General features: G+C 61.6%; 13 protein-coding genes and 1 pseudogene. 5 read left to right on the plus strand and 9 right to left on the minus strand.

Annotated features, from left to right (window positions below; genetic code table 11):
* The 4 genes and pseudogenes from glyA to KGA81_RS25730 all read left to right on the plus strand — a co-directional run.
* Positions 1-182 (plus strand): annotated as a pseudogene (gene glyA, locus KGA81_RS25715) (serine hydroxymethyltransferase); the annotation flags it as partial.
* 167 nt (positions 183-349) lie between these two features.
* The gene (gene lipA / locus KGA81_RS25720) at positions 350-1,339 is read left to right on the plus strand and encodes a lipoyl synthase (protein WP_223549728.1); all 990 of its coding nucleotides are present in this window, start codon (positions 350-352) and stop codon (positions 1,337-1,339) included.
* 33 nt (positions 1,340-1,372) lie between these two features.
* Positions 1,373-2,131: a M15 family metallopeptidase gene (locus KGA81_RS25725; RefSeq protein ID WP_223549730.1), complete on the plus strand. Its 759-nt coding sequence runs from the start codon at positions 1,373-1,375 to the stop codon at positions 2,129-2,131.
* Positions 2,128-2,847, plus strand: coding sequence for a L,D-transpeptidase (locus KGA81_RS25730; protein ID WP_223549732.1), 720 nt, complete (start codon positions 2,128-2,130; stop codon positions 2,845-2,847). The genes KGA81_RS25725 and KGA81_RS25730 overlap by 4 nt, the downstream gene beginning before the upstream one ends.
* Positions 2,848-2,978: 131 nt before the next feature.
* On the opposite strand, the gene KGA81_RS25735 is transcribed toward KGA81_RS25730, so the two are convergent.
* The 7 genes from KGA81_RS25735 to KGA81_RS25765 all read right to left on the minus strand — a co-directional run bounded on the left by KGA81_RS25735 (position 2,979) and on the right by KGA81_RS25765 (position 12,466).
* A complete protein-coding gene (locus KGA81_RS25735; RefSeq protein WP_223549734.1) occupies positions 2,979-4,367 on the minus strand; it encodes a purine-cytosine permease family protein in 1,389 nt (462 codons plus the stop codon).
* A 46-nt stretch (positions 4,368-4,413) separates the two neighbouring features.
* The gene (locus tag KGA81_RS25740; RefSeq protein WP_223549736.1) at positions 4,414-5,154 is read right to left on the minus strand and encodes a TorF family putative porin; all 741 of its coding nucleotides are present in this window, start codon (positions 5,152-5,154) and stop codon (positions 4,414-4,416) included.
* A 108-nt stretch (positions 5,155-5,262) separates the two neighbouring features.
* Positions 5,263-7,002 carry an amidohydrolase gene (locus tag KGA81_RS25745; RefSeq protein WP_223549738.1) on the minus strand — a complete coding sequence of 580 codons (1,740 nt, stop codon included), beginning with the start codon at positions 7,000-7,002 and terminating at the stop codon, positions 5,263-5,265.
* A gap of 18 nt (positions 7,003-7,020) precedes the next feature.
* Positions 7,021-8,817, minus strand: coding sequence for an amidohydrolase (locus KGA81_RS25750; RefSeq protein WP_223549827.1), 1,797 nt, complete (start codon positions 8,815-8,817; stop codon positions 7,021-7,023).
* Between the two features lie 201 nt (positions 8,818-9,018).
* A complete protein-coding gene (locus KGA81_RS25755) occupies positions 9,019-10,041 on the minus strand; it encodes a helix-turn-helix transcriptional regulator (protein ID WP_223549740.1) in 1,023 nt (340 codons plus the stop codon).
* A gap of 101 nt (positions 10,042-10,142) precedes the next feature.
* Positions 10,143-10,970 carry a nitrilase family protein gene (locus KGA81_RS25760; RefSeq protein WP_223549743.1) on the minus strand — a complete coding sequence of 276 codons (828 nt, stop codon included), beginning with the start codon at positions 10,968-10,970 and terminating at the stop codon, positions 10,143-10,145.
* A complete protein-coding gene (locus tag KGA81_RS25765) occupies positions 10,967-12,466 on the minus strand; it encodes a purine-cytosine permease family protein (RefSeq protein WP_223549745.1) in 1,500 nt (499 codons plus the stop codon). The genes KGA81_RS25760 and KGA81_RS25765 overlap by 4 nt, the downstream gene beginning before the upstream one ends.
* A gap of 199 nt (positions 12,467-12,665) precedes the next feature.
* Between KGA81_RS25765 and KGA81_RS25770 the strand changes: the two genes are divergently transcribed.
* On the plus strand, positions 12,666-13,568 hold the full coding sequence (locus KGA81_RS25770) for a LysR family transcriptional regulator (RefSeq protein ID WP_223549747.1): 903 nt from the start codon (positions 12,666-12,668) through the stop codon (positions 13,566-13,568).
* Positions 13,569-13,926: 358 nt separating this feature from the next.
* Here KGA81_RS25770 and KGA81_RS25775 read toward each other — a convergent pair whose 3' ends face one another.
* Positions 13,927-14,460 (minus strand): cysteine hydrolase family protein, encoded by a 534-nt coding sequence (locus KGA81_RS25775; protein ID WP_223549749.1) that lies wholly within the window; start codon positions 14,458-14,460, stop codon positions 13,927-13,929.
* Positions 14,461-14,529: 69 nt separating this feature from the next.
* On the minus strand, positions 14,530-16,257 hold the full coding sequence (ggt, locus tag KGA81_RS25780) for a gamma-glutamyltransferase (protein WP_223549751.1): 1,728 nt from the start codon (positions 16,255-16,257) through the stop codon (positions 14,530-14,532).
* Positions 16,258-16,327: the final 70 nt, after the last annotated feature.

Here is a 16,327-nt window from a genome sequence, read left to right on the forward strand (position 1 = left end):
CCTCCGGCCTGCGCATCGGCACCCCGGCAGTCACCACTCGCGGCTTCAAGGTGACCCAGTGCGTCACGCTGGCCGGCTGGATCTGCGACATCCTCGACAACCTCGGCGATGCCGATGTCGAGGCCAATGTCGCACGACAATCGGCAGCCCTGTGCGCCGACTTCCCGGTCTACCGCGACTGAGCACACCACACAAAAAACCTGTGGGAAAAAACCTGTGGGAGCGAGCTTGCTCGCGATGAGGCCATGACATTCAGCATTGATGTTGAATGTAAGTCCGCCATCGCGAGCAAGCTCGCTCCCACAGGTTCCGTGCCCTGCCTGATTAGCTGTCTGCACAAGGAAAAACCATGACTGTCATTGCTGAAGCGGCGCAAAAAGGCCCGGCCAAAGTAGAAATCGGCACCAAACTGCGCGGCGCAGAAAAGGTCGCGCGGATTCCGGTGAAGATCATTCCCACGGATGAACTCCCGCGCAAACCCGACTGGATTCGCGTACGCATGCCGATCTCTCCCGAGGTCGACCGCATTAAGCAACTGCTGCGCAAGCACAAGCTGCACAGCGTCTGCGAAGAAGCCTCGTGCCCGAACCTCGGTGAGTGTTTTTCCGGTGGCACCGCAACCTTCATGATCATGGGCGACATCTGCACACGCCGTTGCCCGTTCTGCGATGTCGGCCATGGCCGGCCCAAACCACTGGACGCCAACGAGCCGATGAACCTGGCCGTGGCCATTGCCGAACTGCGCCTGAAGTACGTGGTGATCACCTCGGTGGACCGCGACGATTTGCGCGACGGCGGCGCCCGGCATTTTGTCGATTGCCTGCGGGAAATCCGCAGGCTGTCGCCCGGCATTCAATTGGAAACCCTGGTGCCGGATTATCGCGGGCGCATGGATGTCGCTTTGGCGATCACCGCCTCTGAACCGCCGGATGTATTCAACCACAACCTGGAAACCGTACCGCGCCTGTACAAGGCCGCGCGGCCGGGTTCGGACTTCGAGTGGTCGCTGGACTTGCTGCAGAAATTCAAGCAAGCGGTGCCCCATGTGCCGACCAAATCCGGCCTGATGCTGGGCCTTGGCGAAACCGACGAAGAAGTCATCGAGGTCATGCAACGCATGCGCGAGCACGATATCGACATGCTGACCCTCGGCCAATACCTGCAACCTTCGCGCAGTCACTTGCCGGTGCAGCGTTTTGTGCATCCCGACACCTTTGCCTGGTTCGCCGAGGAAGGCACGCGTCTGGGCTTCAAGAACGTGGCGTCCGGGCCGCTGGTGCGTTCGTCCTATCACGCCGATCAACAACTGCATGGAGGTACGGACGGTTTCAAGCCATGATGGGATGACTGGTCATGCATGGAGCCGTTTCCGATGTCGCGTTCACCCTGTCTGTTGTTGCTGTGCCTGAGCCTTGCTACACCGTGCCTGGCCGACGAGCCGAAACCCGGGCACATGGTGTATGTGCGCAGCGTCGATCCGGGCATTGAGCAGGACATCCGCTACGCCAGCGCGCACAATTTCACCGGGCATCCGCTCGATGGCTACCAGGCAGCGGAGTGCCTGCTGTCGGTGGATGCTGCGAAGGCGTTAGCCAGAGTGCAAAGCTCACTGAAGGCCGAAGGCTATGGCTTGAAGGTGTTCGACTGCTATCGCCCGACCCGCGCGGTGGCGGACATGGGTCGTTTCGCCAGCGAACCCGGCGACCCACTCAAGACCGAGTTCTATCCACGGGTCGACAAGCAAGACTTCTGGCGCCTGGGTTATGTGGCCCGGGTGTCCAATCATTCCCGGGGCAACACTGTCGACCTGACGCTGACCGGCCCCGACGCCCTGCCTGCCGATACCTGGACGCCTTCCGTCAAACCGGTGGATTGCACGGCGCCTTATGGCGAGCGCTGGCACGACGGCGCGCTCGACATGGGCACCGGTTTCGATTGCTTCGATGAGCGGGCGCATACCGACTCGGCGTTGATCAATGCCACGGCCAAAACCAATCGTCAGCGCCTCAACCGCGCCATGGAGAAAGAAGGTTTCACCGGTTACTCGGCCGAGTGGTGGCACTTCACATACAGCGGGAATCCGCCGAAGCCGGACGTCATGGACTTCCCCATCACGCCGCTTGCACCATGAACATTCTGCTCAAGACCCTGTTGGTGGCGTTTTTTCCGCTGGCCGCAATGGCCCAGGGACTCGACGGCAGCGATCAACTGATCGTGGTCACCAGTAAAGGCTGGGACGACATCCAGGGCACTGCCCAGCGCTATGAACGGCAGGGGCAGAGTTTCCAGAAATTCGAAGCGCCCTTTGCAGTGGTGCTCGGCAAGAACGGCATGGGCTGGGGCAAGGGGCTGCTCGATATCGGGCAGCCTGAAGGGCCGGTCAAACAGGAAGGCGACGGCAAGGCGCCGGCTGGCATGTTCAAGCTGGGTACCGCGTTCGGCTACGAGCCTTCGGCCGACACCCGCCTGCCCTATCTGTCGCTGACGCCGACCATCGAATGCGTGGATGACAGTCAATCCACGCGTTACAACGAACTGGTCGACGTAGCGGTCGTCGAAAAGGACTGGAGCAGCTCCGAACGGATGCGCCGCTCGGATGAGCTGTACCGCCAGGGCATCGTCATCCAGCACAACACCCCGGCCACTCCCGCCGCCGGCTCGTGCATTTTCTTCCACATCTGGCGCGGCCCCACGACGCCGACCCGTGGCTGTACGGCCATGGACCCGGCGAACATCGCACGGCTGTTCAACTGGCTGGACCCGAGCAAATCCCCGGTGCTGGTGCAGTTGCCTGAAGCGCAGTACGGATGGTTGCGCGAGCGCTGGAAGCTTCCCGAACGCCAGTAAACACTGGACTCTGTGGCGAGGGAGCTTGCTCCCGCTGGGGCGCGAAGCGGCCCTAAAATATGGGACTGCTGCGCAGTCCAGCGGGAGCAAGCTCCCTCGCCACAAAAACTCGCTCGCCACACGTGCGGGTATTACCCCCGCTCAACCACCACGCCACTCATCGACGGCTTGGCCAGCGCGTAATAGATCACACCCGGCACCAGCAGCCCGACGATCCAGGAGATGTCCACCCCGCCCAGTTGCGCAACCATCGGCCCGGAGTAGAAATGGGTGTCGACAAAAGGCAGCTGGATCAACACGCCGATCACATAGACGCTGATCCCCAGCACGTTCCAGCGACCGTAGCGCCCGTTCGGGTCAGACAGCGCCGGGATGTCGTAGCGCTCCTTGTTGATGAAGTAGTAATCCACCAGGTTGATCGCGCTCCAGGGGGTGAAGAACGTCAACAAAAACAGGATGAAGTACTTGAACGAGTTGAGGAACGAGTACTGCCCCAGCAATGCCAGCGCGGTGGACGCCGCGACGATCAGCAGCACAAACAGCATGCGCTGGCGGGCGGTGATTTCCAGGCGCCGACGAAAGCCGCTGATGATGGTGGCGATGCACATGAAGCTGCCATAGGCGTTGAGGGTGGACACGGTGACCTTGCCAAAGACAATGCTCAGGTACAGCAAGGACGCGATCACCCCGGTGCTGCCCAGGCCGACAATGGTCGCCACTTCGTGCCCACGGAAATTCGCCCCGGCCAGTGCGGCGGCGAACACCCCCAGCACCATCGAAGTCTGAGCGCCCAACACCGTGCCGAGACCGACAGCGGCGAAGGTTTTCCACGATGAGGTCTTGCTCGGCAGGTAGCGCGAGTAGTCCGCCACGTAGGGGCCGAAGGCGATCTGCCAGGACGCCGAGAGCGACACCGCCAGCAGGAAGGTGCTCCAGCCGAAATGACGATTGTCGAGCAACAGGCCGATGTCGTTGAGGGTCATCAACCGGGTGAACAGGTAGGCGAAGGCGATGATGCCCAGCACGCTGGCCACCCGCCCGACCAGGTGAATCACCCGATAACCGAAGATCGTCAGGAACGCGATGCACGTGGCGAAAATCAGGATGCCGGTGCTGTCGCTGACACTGATCAACTGCGCGATCGCCTGCCCCGACAACACCGCGCCGGTGGCGCTGAAACCCAGGTACATCAGGCACACCAGGACAATCGGGATCGCCGCGCCATACACCCCGAACTGCACTCGGCTGGAGATCATCTGCGGCAGCCCGAGCTTCGGCCCTTGCGCCGCATGCAACGCCACCACGGCGCCGCCGAGCACTTGCCCGATCAGCAAGCCGATCAGCGACCAGAACACATCGCCGCCCAGCACCACGGCCAGGGCGCCGGTGACGATGGCGGTGATCTGCAGGTTGGCGCCGAGCCACAGGGTGAACTGGCTGTAGAGACTGCCGTGGCGCTCAGCCTCGGGAATGAAATCGATCGAGCGAGCCTCGATCAGGGGACTGCGTTGCGCACTCATGACGGTGTTTCCTTTGTGGAACTGTTTTTATTGTCAGGGACGGAAATTAAAAGGTCTTGGTTGCGCTGGCTACAACTGTTGCCGAGCAAAGGTCGTCATAGCCGTACCAACTGCTGCACTCGCTTTTCGACAAGTCGGTGTCGACATAGCTCAGCCCCCAGGTCACACCGACGAAGTCGCGGGTCAGCTTGGCTTCCCACTCGTAGTAAGACTCACGGCTATCGCCATTGGCGGACCAGAACGCAGGGTCATTCACATCATTGCGCCCAAAGCGCAAATCCAGACCGACTTCGGCCGGCAAATCGATTTTGTAGCCCAGGTAGGTGTAAAGGGTGTCCTGGTCCTCGCCGAAGAAGTTCGGCGTGTCCTTGGAGTAATAGGCACCCAGCTTCACGCCGTACAGATCGAGGACGGCGTAGATTTCGCTCAGGTTGAATTCGGAGTTTTTCGGGTAGTCGTATTTGATGTAGCCCAGATCCAGGCTGATCGCGTCCGTGGCCTGCCAGTAGTAACCGGCGTAGTACTCACGCTCCTGGCGGGTGTCGAAGCCGCCGCCGAAATCGACGTTGGAGGTCCAGGCGCCGATGTACAGCCCGCTGCTATGCAGCAGCGTCGCGCCGCCCTGCACCGCCGGATCGCCCTGGGTCTGTGAAATGCCCCGGGTGCGGTAGTCGCTGACGACGCCCAGGGTCATGTCCAGGCTGAAGTCATCGTTGAGGGTCAGGGCCTGGCTGGTCAGGGGGGCCAGTGCGAGTGCGGCGAGGGTCAATGCTGAAAGTGCGTTCATACAGTTCTCTTGTTGTTATGGCGTACGGGGAATTTCAGGCATGGCGATGCCAGGCCCCTCGCGCTACGAGGGGCTGGCGGTTTGTTGCCGGTGCTGGGTGTACGCAGGTCAGGACGCGGGGGCGTAGACCTGTTTGCCGGCGAAGAAGGTGTTCAGGACTTTGGTTTCGAACAGCTCGTCATCGCTGACCTTGAACACATCGCGGTCGAGGATGATCAGGTCAGCCTGCTTGCCCGGTGCCAGCGAACCGATCTGCTTGTCCAGGCGCAGGGTTTTCGCCGCGTTGAGGGTGTAGGCGTAGAACATGGTCTGGCGGTCGATGCTTTCCTTGGCATTGAGCACACCCAACGGCCCTTTGCGCGTACTGGCCTGGGCAATGGCGTTGAACGGATTGGCGCTCGACACCGGCCAGTCGCTGCCGCCGGCAATCGTCGCGCCGGCGTTATGCAGGGACCGCGCGGGATACTGGTAACCATAGGCGAAGGCACTGATGTAAGGCTTGACCAGTTCGACGGTATAGGACTCGCCGGTGGCCCACAGCAGTTGCATCGAGGCGATCACGCCCAGTTGCTTGAAGCGTGGAAACTCCTTGGGGTTGACCAGTTGCAGGTGCGCGATGCTGTGGGGCACCGGCGTCGGGCTGAGTTTACGTGCATAGGCCACGCCATTGAGCGCTTCACGCACCGCGCGGTCGCCGACGGCGTGCATGTGCACGATCCAGCCGCGTTTTTCCGCCGCCACCACCAGTTCGCCGAAGTGCGCCGGGTCAGTCAGCAGTTGACCGTCCTTGTGGCTGTTCTTGTACGGCACCACGACCGCTGCGGTTTGCCCCGGAAACTCGAGAATACCGTCGACAAACACCTTGATGCCGGGGAACGTCAGGTTAGGCACGCCCTCGAATTGCTTCATCACCGTGGCGATCACTTCCAGATCGACAGGTTTGCTCTTCGGGTTGGTGACCATCAACGCGGCGACGTGGGCACTGAGTTCGCCGTTCTGCGCCAGCTCCTTGTACAGTGGCAGTACGCCGACACTGTCGGCGGTGGCATGGAAATCGAACAGCGAATCTTCACTGCCGCCGTTCGCCGCCGCGTCCATCCAGGCGGTGACGCCGAATTGATTGTTGATCTTCACCGCCTCGCGAGCGGCCTTGAGCATGGCCTCCGGGGTGGGCGCGGGAATACCATTGCGCACCACATCCCAGCGGGATTCGGCAAAGTAGCCGTTCGGCGTGAAGTCCGCTTCATGGCCGATGTAACCGCGTTCTTTTTCCGGCAGGCTTTTCACCAGTGCCGCATCGATCTTCAGACGCTTGAGCATCGCGGTGTTGGCCCAACCGGTGTGCCCGTCGATGCCGCTGAAGACGATCGGCTGATCGGCCCAGCGTCCCTGGTTGAACACCTTGCCCAGTTCACGGCTCTTCTCCCAGTAAGCCGAACTGACCCCGGCCACGCTGATAACATCACCGGACCGGGCACGTCCGGCCTTGTCTTCTTCGATCAACCATTGCTCCAGCTCCGGCAAAGCTTTGACCTCGTCCAGCAGGTTGGCCTTCATGCTGTCGAACGCCGCCACCACCGGGTGGCTGTGGGTGTCGATCATGCCCGGCATCAACACCTTGCCCGCCAGGTCTATGCGCTGGGTCTTGGCATCGGCCAGGGCATTGATTTGGGCATCGCTGCCCACTTTCAGAATCTTGCCGTCTTGCACCGCAACAGCCTGCACCAGTGCCTGGCCGGGTTCGGCGGTAAAGACCTTGCCGTTGAACAACACCAGGTCAGCGGCGGCCATGGCCTGCACAGACGACAGGGCCAGCGCGGCGGCCAACAGGTTTGGAATCAATCGCATCGGAACGCTCTCTGGTTTTTATGGGGCGGATCGGGAAGTAACTGCTTGGGAAGCCACGTGTGGCGCAAGCCCGAGGAATGGTGCCTTGGCCCACACGACCTTGCCGCCGACCAGCGTCAGCAGCACGTCGTTGCGGCCCAGTTCCTCCTCGGGCACCTGCATGAAGTTCTTGTCGAGCACGATCAGGTCAGCGAATTTGCCGACTTCGACCGAACCCAGCACCGCCTCCAGCTTCAGCTGTTCGGCGGAACCGAGGGTGATGCTGCGCAGCGCTTCGGCTCGCGACAGCGCAGGGTCAGCGTTGAGTCGCCCGGCATATTTGGGGCCATAGCTGTGCGGATTGGTCGGGTCGCCGGAACGGGTGACACCGACTTTCAGCGCCAGGAACTCATCCAGTGGATCGACCGGCCAATCGCTGCCAAACGCCACTCGGCCGCCGGCATGGGCGATGCTGCCCGAGGGTTCCATGCGCTCGAATCGCTCGGCGCCAAGGTGATCACGGGTGCCATCGACCGTGGAAGGTGCCTGTTGTGCCCACTGGAACGACATGGTGGCGGTGACGTCCAGCGCCTTGAAGCGCGAATAGTCGGCAGGGTCGACCGACTCGGCGTGAGCGATGGCCGGGCGGAAATCAGTACCGGGCAGCTCCTTGCGCACATAGGCGACGCTGTCCAGAGCATCCCGTACCGCGCGCTCGCCGGTGGCGTGCAGGTGCGGGTCGAAACCGGCCTTGATCGCTTGCAGCAACAACGGATTGAGCACTTGCGGCGGGAAGTACAGTTCGCCCAGGTTCTTGCCTGGCGTCCACTTCGGCGCCTGGTCGGTACCGCTGTTGTGCAGGTACGGGGTCAGCATGGCGCCGGTGTCCGCCGGGGCATTGATGATGCCGTCCATGAACAGTTTGACGTGACGCATGTTCACGCCCGGCGCGACGTTCACGTCGCCCTGGTCGTAGGTGCTGGCCAGAGCCTTGGCCTCAGCGATGGTTTTCACCGGGTCGGCGGCAGCGGCGGCCGGGTCCAGTTTTATCGCCAGCAAGGCCCGGGCGGTCAGCTCGCCGGACTTTTGCAGGCGGGTGAAGGCCTTGCCGTTTTCAGGTCCCGACAGCGCATCCATGAAACTGGTGATGCCTTGCTGGCGCATGGCGTCGAGGGCTGCGCGAACCTGATTGAGTTTTTCCGCATCGGTGGCAGGCGGCACCACGGCGGCCAACGATTCGGCGGCGCCGTCTTCACAGATGCCGTTCGGGTTGCCGGTGCTGTCGCGGCGGTATTTGCCGTCCTCCGGGTCGGCGGTGTTCTTGCTGATGCCGGCCAGTTCCAGGCCGCGAGAGTTGGTCAGCACGGTGTGGAAGTCGGTGGAGCGCACCTGGATCGGACGCTTGGTCTTGAGCGCGTCCAGGGTCGATTTGTCAGCGTCGCCGTCGAGCCCGGTCATGCCCATGCGGTCCCAGCTGCCGACTTCCAGCCACACGTCCGGGCCCTTGTCCTTGTCGGCATCGAGGCAGGCCTGGATGTTCGCCTGAAACTGCGCGCGGGTCATGGTCTGGTATTTCAGATCGCACAAGGTCATGGCGCGACCGCCATCCCCCGGGTGCATGTGCGCATCGACGAAGCCCGGCATCAGCATGCGCCCGGCCAGATCGATCAGTTGGGTTTGCTTGCCGATGTAACCGTCGACCCCGGCATCGCTGCCGACATAGACGATCTTGCCGCCCGAAATGGCAATGGCCTGCTGCACGGAATTCTGGCCATCGACGGTGTAGACGTAGCCATTGCGCATGACCGTGTCGGCGGGTGTCGCCGCCAGCGCCATGCCGGAAAATGCCGTCGTCGCCGCAATGGCGACAAAAAGCCTGGAAAGTCTCAAATGCCTCACCCCTGTTCTTATTGTTTTGAAGCGGCCCGAAGCGACTGCGCCAGCCCCTGATAGACAGGGCCTACCCTATAGGGCGCAGCGCGCGAATGGACCTCTGCAAATGAGGAGGGGTCAGGCAAATAGTTGAAACGGCTGGGGTTAATCCCGGCGCACGGACTCCGCCAGCGCACCCGGCGAACGCAGGACCGAACCCAGCTCCACCTTGCTTTTCACACCGAGCTGCAAGTAGCAATTGCGCAAATAGGTGCGCACGGTTGCCGGGCTCAGGGCGAGCATTTTGGCGATCTCCTTGTAGGAGTGGCCGGCGGCGAACAGCATCGCCGCCGTGCGCTCGCGAGGTGCCAGGCCATCTCCGCCTGATGGCGCATCGAGGGAAAGGATGACGTGTCCGGCGTTGGGAGTGAGGGTCAGGGCGCAGCGGCCCAGACGAATCACACAGGGCGCCTTTGGCAATTGCGCGATCACCTCGCCCGGCAGCATTGAACCGCTCCAGCCGGGCAGTTCGCGTTGAATGGCGGTGCACAACCTGGCCCCGATATACAGCAGACTGCCGTCCATGCGCGCGACGCCAAAATCACTCGCGCCGTTTTCGCTGTCGAAGCGAATCATGTCCTGCACCTGAAACCGCCACAGCTGGAACAGGTGGTCGCAGAATGCCGAAAACAGCTCGGCTTCGTTCTCCTCGAACGCCCGTTCATCCTGGCCACGGTAGAGGCAGACGAAAAACATCAAGCCGCTTTCGGGCAACTCATAGGTGATGCTCATCAAGTGGTAGAGATCGTAACGCCGGGCGAAATCGTTGACCGCCTCGCACGGGTCGTTGAAACCGTTGTCGCGCACCACCTCACCGGGACGGTTGAGCGTGGTGTGGGAGAACTGATCGTTGGCCGCCACCGGATGCCATTCGGCGGCAAAGGATTCGGGGAGATTGATGCTGCCGTGCATCCAGCTCTGGGGAGGAACATCAGGGCCAGGCGTCGACATCTCGCCCCACCAGGCAGACGCGAAGGGCACCAGTTGACCGAATGCCAGCAGGCCATCGGCGATGAATCGCGACGCCCCGCTCTCCCGCGCCAGCCGGCCAAGGTGCAATACGCAGTGATTGAACGCCTTGAGCGTGACCGCCGTTGCGTCACCGTCGACTTTATTTCCCTCCCCCATCATGGCGATCCTGTTCACAGCATGGTCTGTTGCTTCGACGATGCCATAGGGCCGGGAATGGCGTCCAGCTCGCTGTGACATCAGCAGTTACAAACAGCCGCTCAACCGTACAACTGCGGCCTGCGGTCCCGATGCAGGTCATTACGCGCACTGATGCGTTTGTTGCGCGCCTCGCCGAGGTTCAGCGTGGCCAGCAACATCTGCTCGCCCCCCTGCTCCGCCGGCCCGGCCAGCGGGTAGCCGTCGGCATCGACGATGACCGAGCCCTGGACCCAGCCGACACCCCGTTCATGGCCATAGCGATCACAGGCGGCGATGAACATGCGGTTGACCGAGGCATTGGCCTGTACCCGCAGCACTTCGGCCGGGCGCTCGGTCTGCGGCCGCGGACCGTCGGGCCAGTTGACCGGCGCGCACAGCAGATCGGCCCCGGCCAGCGCCGGCAGACGCACCCACTCGGGGAATTCCAGGTCGTAGCAAATCAGCATGCCGAGCCGTCCATGCACCGTTTCGACCACCGGCGGTGGCGCATCGCCGGCCGTGAAGATGTCCTTCTCGGCATCCCACAGATGCGCCTTGCGGTACACCGCGCGCAGGCCGTTGGCGTCGATCATTGCCGCGCTGTTGGCTAGTTCATCACTGGGCAGGCGCTCGCAGAATCCGCCGACGATCACCAGGTTCAGCTCACGGGCCAGCACCTGCCAAAGCTGCACTATCGGGCCTTCAGTGGTCTCCGCAAGCGACAGCGCCTCAATGCGGTCGGCGAACAGATAACCGCTCTGCACCAGTTCCGGCAGCACCACCACTTGCGCGCCCTGTAAGGCTGCCTGGCGAATCGCGCGTTCGGTGAGCGTGCGGTTGTAGGCCAGGTCGCCGATTTTCGGTGCCAGTTGGCAACAGGCGACCACGGTATTTTTTACGCTGTTCAACGCCCTGCCTCCGCAGATGAATGGGTCATGGCGACGATGTCGTTTTCACTCAGCGCATCGATCACCCGGCGTTCGGCGGCCAGATCAAGCGAACGACTGAGCAGGTAATAGGTCAGCCCCGAGACCACCAGGCCCACCAGCCAGGCGATGTCCACGCCTTCCAGCACCCGTGCCAGCGGGCCGACGAAAACTTCTTTGCCGGCGGCCGCATCGAAGATGTAGAAGAACGGCACCATGGCGGCGAAACCGATCAGGTACGAGACGATGCCGCGAAATTGCCAGGCGCCGTAGATGCCTTTTGGCGTGAAGAAATGCGGGATCGCATAACGGCCCTTGCGCACGAAGAAGTAGTCCACCAGGTTGACCGCGGTCCACGGCACGAGGAAGTACAGCAACAGCACCAGGAAGGTGTTCAACAGTGCGATGCCGTCACCTTTGATCGACAGCACGCAGGTCAACAGAATGACACTGATCACACTGATCGACAGCACACGGGCGCGGGGTGTCGGGGTGATTTTTTTGATCGAGTCGACACCGGTCAGCAGCGTCAGCATGGCGCTGTAGGTGTTGAGCGCGATGATCGGCAGGAAGCCCGCCACCGAGACGATCACCAGCAGATTGCCCAGCCCCGGCACCATCGAGGAGCCGACCTGATTCAACGCCACCAGCGCGTCTGCGGCTTTCAGCTCCTGCGCCAGCCAGGCACCGAGGCCGATCATCCAGCTGCCAGACAACGAGGCGCCGATGAACACCGCCGCGATCAGTTTCGCCCGGCTGGTGTTTTTCGGCAGGTAGCGGGAATAGTCAGACACGTAGGGTGCGTAGGAGATGTTGTAGCTGGCGCCGATGGCGAACAGTGTGGCGAAGGCCACCCAGTTGAAGCCCAGGTCGGCGGCCGGTGTGATGCCTTCCTGGCCCGCACCGAACATCAGGGCAATGGTCACCAGTGCGTACAACGGCAAGGTCGCCAGCAAGGCCCACTTGAAGGCCTTGTGCATCAGGTCGTGGCCGTAGATCGACAACAGCGCGCCGATCAGCACCACGGCCACGGCGACGAGGGTCGGGTCAATGCCAAACACATGTTCAAGGCCGTTCATGATCAGCGAGATGTTCACCACGTTGAAACCGACGAACACGAACATCGTCGCCATCAACGCCAGGATCACCCCGCGATAGCCGAACTGGGCGCGGGACTGGATCATCTGCGGCAGGCCCATTTCCGGGCCCTGGGAGCCGTGGAACGCCATGAAAATGGTGCCGAACATGATGCCCAGGGCACCGGCGAGCATGGTCCACAGTGCGGACAAGCCGAGGCTGGGGCCGACAAAGCCGATGGAAATGGTGAAGAAGTGGAAATTGCCGAGAAACCAGAATGGCCCCTGGCTGCTGAGCTTGGCGTGACGTTCGTTTTCCGGAATGTAATCGATGGAGTGGCCTTCGATGGCCAACCCGCCGCTCGCCTCGGTGGCGTGCGCAGACACTGGGGAACCTGACATACGATTGTTCCTATGCTGTTGATTGTTGTTTTTGTGGGTACAGCGCTCGCTACGACGTCCAGATCAGGTGAAACTCCAGAATAAGCTGACGATGGCGCTGGTTTCACAGCAATGTAGGGCGTGAGTTCCGGCAATAAAATATCGCAGGCACACTGTTCACATAGATCAGAATCTATGTAAGCGAGAATCGGGAGCCCCCATGCTGGGAACTGTAACGGAGCTGGATCTGCGTCTGATCCGGGTATTTCTGACCGTCGTCGAGGCGGGCGGCATCTCGGCGGCGCAAACCGCCCTCAACACCACACAACCCACGATCAGCGCGCAGTTGGCGACGCTGGAAGCCCGGGTTGGTTTCCGTCTGTGCGAACGCGGGCGCGGCGGGTTTTCGGTAACGCCCAAAGGCACTCAGTTCATCGAGGCGGCCCGGCGCTTGCTGGCGGCAGCCGAAGGTTTCCGGGTCGAGGTGCAGCACATCAACCGCAAAGTCTCGGGCAGCATCAACATCGGACTGCTGGGGCAAATCGATCCCGTGGCGAACAGGAAAATCGGCCAGGCCATTGCCCGTTTACGGGCGCGGCACGAGGGGCTGTACTTCCATTTCACCGAGCTGTCATCGTCCCTGCTGGAAGAGAAAATCATCAACGGCCATATCGACCTGGCCATCGGTTACTTCTGGCATCGCTTGCCCGGCATCGATTATTTCCCGTTGTTCCCGGAAACCCAGATTGCCTACTGCGCGCCTTCGCATCCGCTGTTCGACAAGGTCGGCGCACTGACTCGGGAAGATGTCAGCGGGTTCGACTGGGTCTGGCCGAGCCATCCGCTGCCGGAAATGCCGGCCCCCACGTCCATCGAACGCCTGACAGTGCTCACCGACAGCATGGACGGCGCGGCCCTGCTGATCCTGTCCGGCCAGCACCTGGGGTTTCTGCCGCAGCACTACGCGACCCGCCATGAACAACTGGGGCAGTTGCACCCGCTGAACCCGGATCTGTTGCGCTATGAGGTGAGCTTCCATGCGGCCGTGCGGCATTCATCGCGGCAGCGGGACCTGGTGAGTGCGTTTCTCAATGAGCTGATGGAGATTTTCGGAGCGCCGTAGGTCCTGTGGGAGTGGTGGGTCAGTCAACGTCAATGCTGGCTGTAATGACGCCATCGCGAGCAAGCTCGCTCCCACAGGGTTAGTGGGTGTACGCAAAATCTGCCAGCAACCGGGATTACTGTGGGAGCGAGCTTGCTCGCGATAGCGGTGGGTCAGCCGATATCAATGTTGAATGTGCTGACCTCATCGCGGGCAAGCCCGCTCCCACAGGGTTGGTGGGTGTACGCAAAGTCTGTGCTCGACCGAAATTACTGTGGGAGCGAGCTTGCTCGCGATGGCGGTGGGTCAGCCGACACCGATGCTGGCGGTAATGACGCCTTCGCGAGCAAGCTCGCTCCTACAGGGGGATGTTGTGGTTTCAGAAGTGGATGTCTTTGGCCGGTATCACATCGATCCGTGCCACGGAACCGGTCAGGTGCGCCAGGTCCTTGTTGTGCTCGGCAATGATGTCTTCGGCGCTGAGGTTGCCGTTGTCGACGGTGGAATGGGCGTCGCCCGCCAGCACCACGTCATAGCCCAGTTTCAGCGCCTGGCGCACGGTGGCATTGACGCAATAGTCGGTCTGCAGGCCGCAGATGACCAGGCGCTCGATGTCCTCTTTCGCCAACAGTTTTTGCAGATTGGTCTGGTAGAACGAATCCCCGGTGGTCTTGCGCACGCGATGGTCCTTGGGCGAGGTTTGCAGCCCTTCGGCCAGTTGCCAGCCGGCAGCGCCATGCGCCAGCGGGCTGCCGGTTTCTTCGTGCTGGATCAGCACCACGGGAACGCCAGCCTTGCGCGCCCGGGCAGACAGGTCATTGATGGTGTTGATGACCCGTCCAATCTCGAAGCACTCGTACTCACCGGAACACAAAGCCTGTTGAACGTCGATGATTAGCAACGCAGTGGTCATGATTTCCTTCCTTGATATGCCGAGTGATCAGGGGACGAACATAAGCCCGTCCCCCTCCGGACACAACCCTCAATAACCCAGCGACAACCCGGTGTTACGCCGTGGGTCGTTCGCCCCGTAGAAACGGTTCTTGCCGACCGGTTTGCCGCCCAGGGATGGCGCACCGACCAGGATCGCCGCCAGGTGGTTGGGATCCTGGGGACCGGCGAACTTGTGACCCCAGCTCTCGAGGATTTTCACCGTGTCCGGGCTGGTGGTGAAAGCTTCCAGGTTGGTTTCCTCCGGCAGCCACTGCTGATGGAACCGCGGTGCATCCACCGCTTCCTGGATGTTCATGCCATAGTCGATCACGTTGAGCATGGTCAGCAAGGTCGCTGTGATGATGCGGCTGCCACCCGGCGTACCGACCACCATCACCACTTTGCCGTCCTTGGTGACGATGGTCGGGCTCATGGACGACAGCGGCGCCTTGCCGGGCGCGATCGCGTTGGCCTCGCCCTGCACCAGGCCGTACATGTTCGGCACGCCGATTTTCGAGGTGAAGTCGTCCATTTCATCGTTGAGGATGACCCCGGTCTTGCTCGCCATCACGCCAGCACCGAACCAGTCGTTGAGGGTGTAGGTCACCGACACCGCGTTGCCCCACTTGTCGACGATGGAGTAATGGGTGGTGTTGCTGCCTTCATGGGGCGCTACACCAGGCTTGAGTTCGCTGGATACCGCGGCTTTTTGTGGCTTGATCGCTTCGCGCAGCTTGGTCGCGTAGTTTTTATCCAGCAGGTGGGCAATCGGGTTCTTCACGAAGTCCGGGTCGCCCAGGTAGCTGTTGCGGTCCACATAGGCGTGGCGCATCGCCTCGATCTGATAGTGCATGCCCTGGGCCGAGTGATAACCCAAATCCTTCATCGGATAACCTTCGAGGATATTCATGATCTCGCAGATCACCACGCCACCGGAGCTCGGTGGCGGTGCGGAAACCACGTGGTAGCCACGGTAGTCGCACTCGATGGGTGCCAGTTCGCGGGTCTTGTATTTGTCGAGGTCGGCCTGGGTGATGATGCCCTTGTTGGCCTGGCTGGAGGTGACGATGGCGTCGGCCACCCAACCTTTATAGAAACCGTCGGCGCCTTTCTCGGAGATCTCCCGCAGGGTCTTGCTCAGGTCCTTTTGCACCAGTTTCTGGCCGACCTGCATCGGTTCGCCTTTGCTCAAGAAGATCGAGCCGGAATCCTTCATGTCCTTTTTGAACATGTCGGTGGCGTAGTCCAGCAGATCGACATCGCCCTGCTCCAGCACGAAACCGTCTTCAGCCAGCTTGATGGCCGGGGCCATGATTTCCTTGCGCGGCTTGGTGCCGTATTTGGACAGCGCCAGCTCCATGCCCGAAACGGTGCCCGGCACACCCACGGCCAGGTGGCCACGGGTACTCAGATCGGGGACGACGTTGCCCTCCTTGTCCAGGTACATGTTGGCGGTTGCGGCCAGTGGGGCTTTTTCACGGAAGTCGAGGAAGGTCTTGCGCCCGTCCGCCAGTTGAATGGTCATGAAACCGCCACCGCCGAGGTTGCCTGCCGCGGGATACACCACCGCCAGCGCATAGCCGACCGCGACCGCCGCATCAACGGCATTGCCGCCTTTCTTCAGTACATCCACACCCACATGGCTGGCCAGGTGCTGGGCCGTGACCACCATGCCGTTTTCCCCGGTAGCCGGGGCCACAGATGCTGCGTGAGCTGTCAGGCAGCTGAGCACCAACGAGGTCGCAATCAGCGATTTGGCAAAAGGTTCGTACTTCATCAGTCGGTCTCTTCTTGTTATTAAACAGGGAAACATTTCAAAAGCCGTTGCCAAGTATGGTCGGGATTAC

It is taken from the genome of Pseudomonas sp. A-B-19 (assembly GCF_019947515.1).
Classification (GTDB): domain Bacteria; phylum Pseudomonadota; class Gammaproteobacteria; order Pseudomonadales; family Pseudomonadaceae; genus Aquipseudomonas.

What these genes read in the sequence shown, in the direction of transcription:
- lipA (WP_223549728.1), top strand. Translation starts at nt 350, where the DNA reads ATGACTGTCATTGCTGAAGCGGCGCAAAAAGGCCCGGCCAAAGTAGAA.
- KGA81_RS25725 (WP_223549730.1), top strand. Translation starts at nt 1,373, where the DNA reads ATGTCGCGTTCACCCTGTCTGTTGTTGCTGTGCCTGAGCCTTGCTACA.
- KGA81_RS25730 (WP_223549732.1), top strand. Translation starts at nt 2,128, where the DNA reads ATGAACATTCTGCTCAAGACCCTGTTGGTGGCGTTTTTTCCGCTGGCC.
- KGA81_RS25735 (WP_223549734.1), bottom strand. Translation starts at nt 4,367, where the DNA reads ATGAGTGCGCAACGCAGTCCCCTGATCGAGGCTCGCTCGATCGATTTC.
- KGA81_RS25740 (WP_223549736.1), bottom strand. Translation starts at nt 5,154, where the DNA reads ATGAACGCACTTTCAGCATTGACCCTCGCCGCACTCGCACTGGCCCCC.
- KGA81_RS25745 (WP_223549738.1), bottom strand. Translation starts at nt 7,002, where the DNA reads ATGCGATTGATTCCAAACCTGTTGGCCGCCGCGCTGGCCCTGTCGTCT.
- KGA81_RS25750 (WP_223549827.1), bottom strand. Translation starts at nt 8,817, where the DNA reads ATGGCGCTGGCGGCGACACCCGCCGACACGGTCATGCGCAATGGCTAC.
- KGA81_RS25755 (WP_223549740.1), bottom strand. Translation starts at nt 10,041, where the DNA reads ATGGGGGAGGGAAATAAAGTCGACGGTGACGCAACGGCGGTCACGCTC.
- KGA81_RS25765 (WP_223549745.1), bottom strand. Translation starts at nt 12,466, where the DNA reads ATGTCAGGTTCCCCAGTGTCTGCGCACGCCACCGAGGCGAGCGGCGGG.
- KGA81_RS25770 (WP_223549747.1), top strand. Translation starts at nt 12,666, where the DNA reads ATGCTGGGAACTGTAACGGAGCTGGATCTGCGTCTGATCCGGGTATTT.
- KGA81_RS25775 (WP_223549749.1), bottom strand. Translation starts at nt 14,460, where the DNA reads ATGACCACTGCGTTGCTAATCATCGACGTTCAACAGGCTTTGTGTTCC.
- ggt (WP_223549751.1), bottom strand. Translation starts at nt 16,257, where the DNA reads ATGAAGTACGAACCTTTTGCCAAATCGCTGATTGCGACCTCGTTGGTG.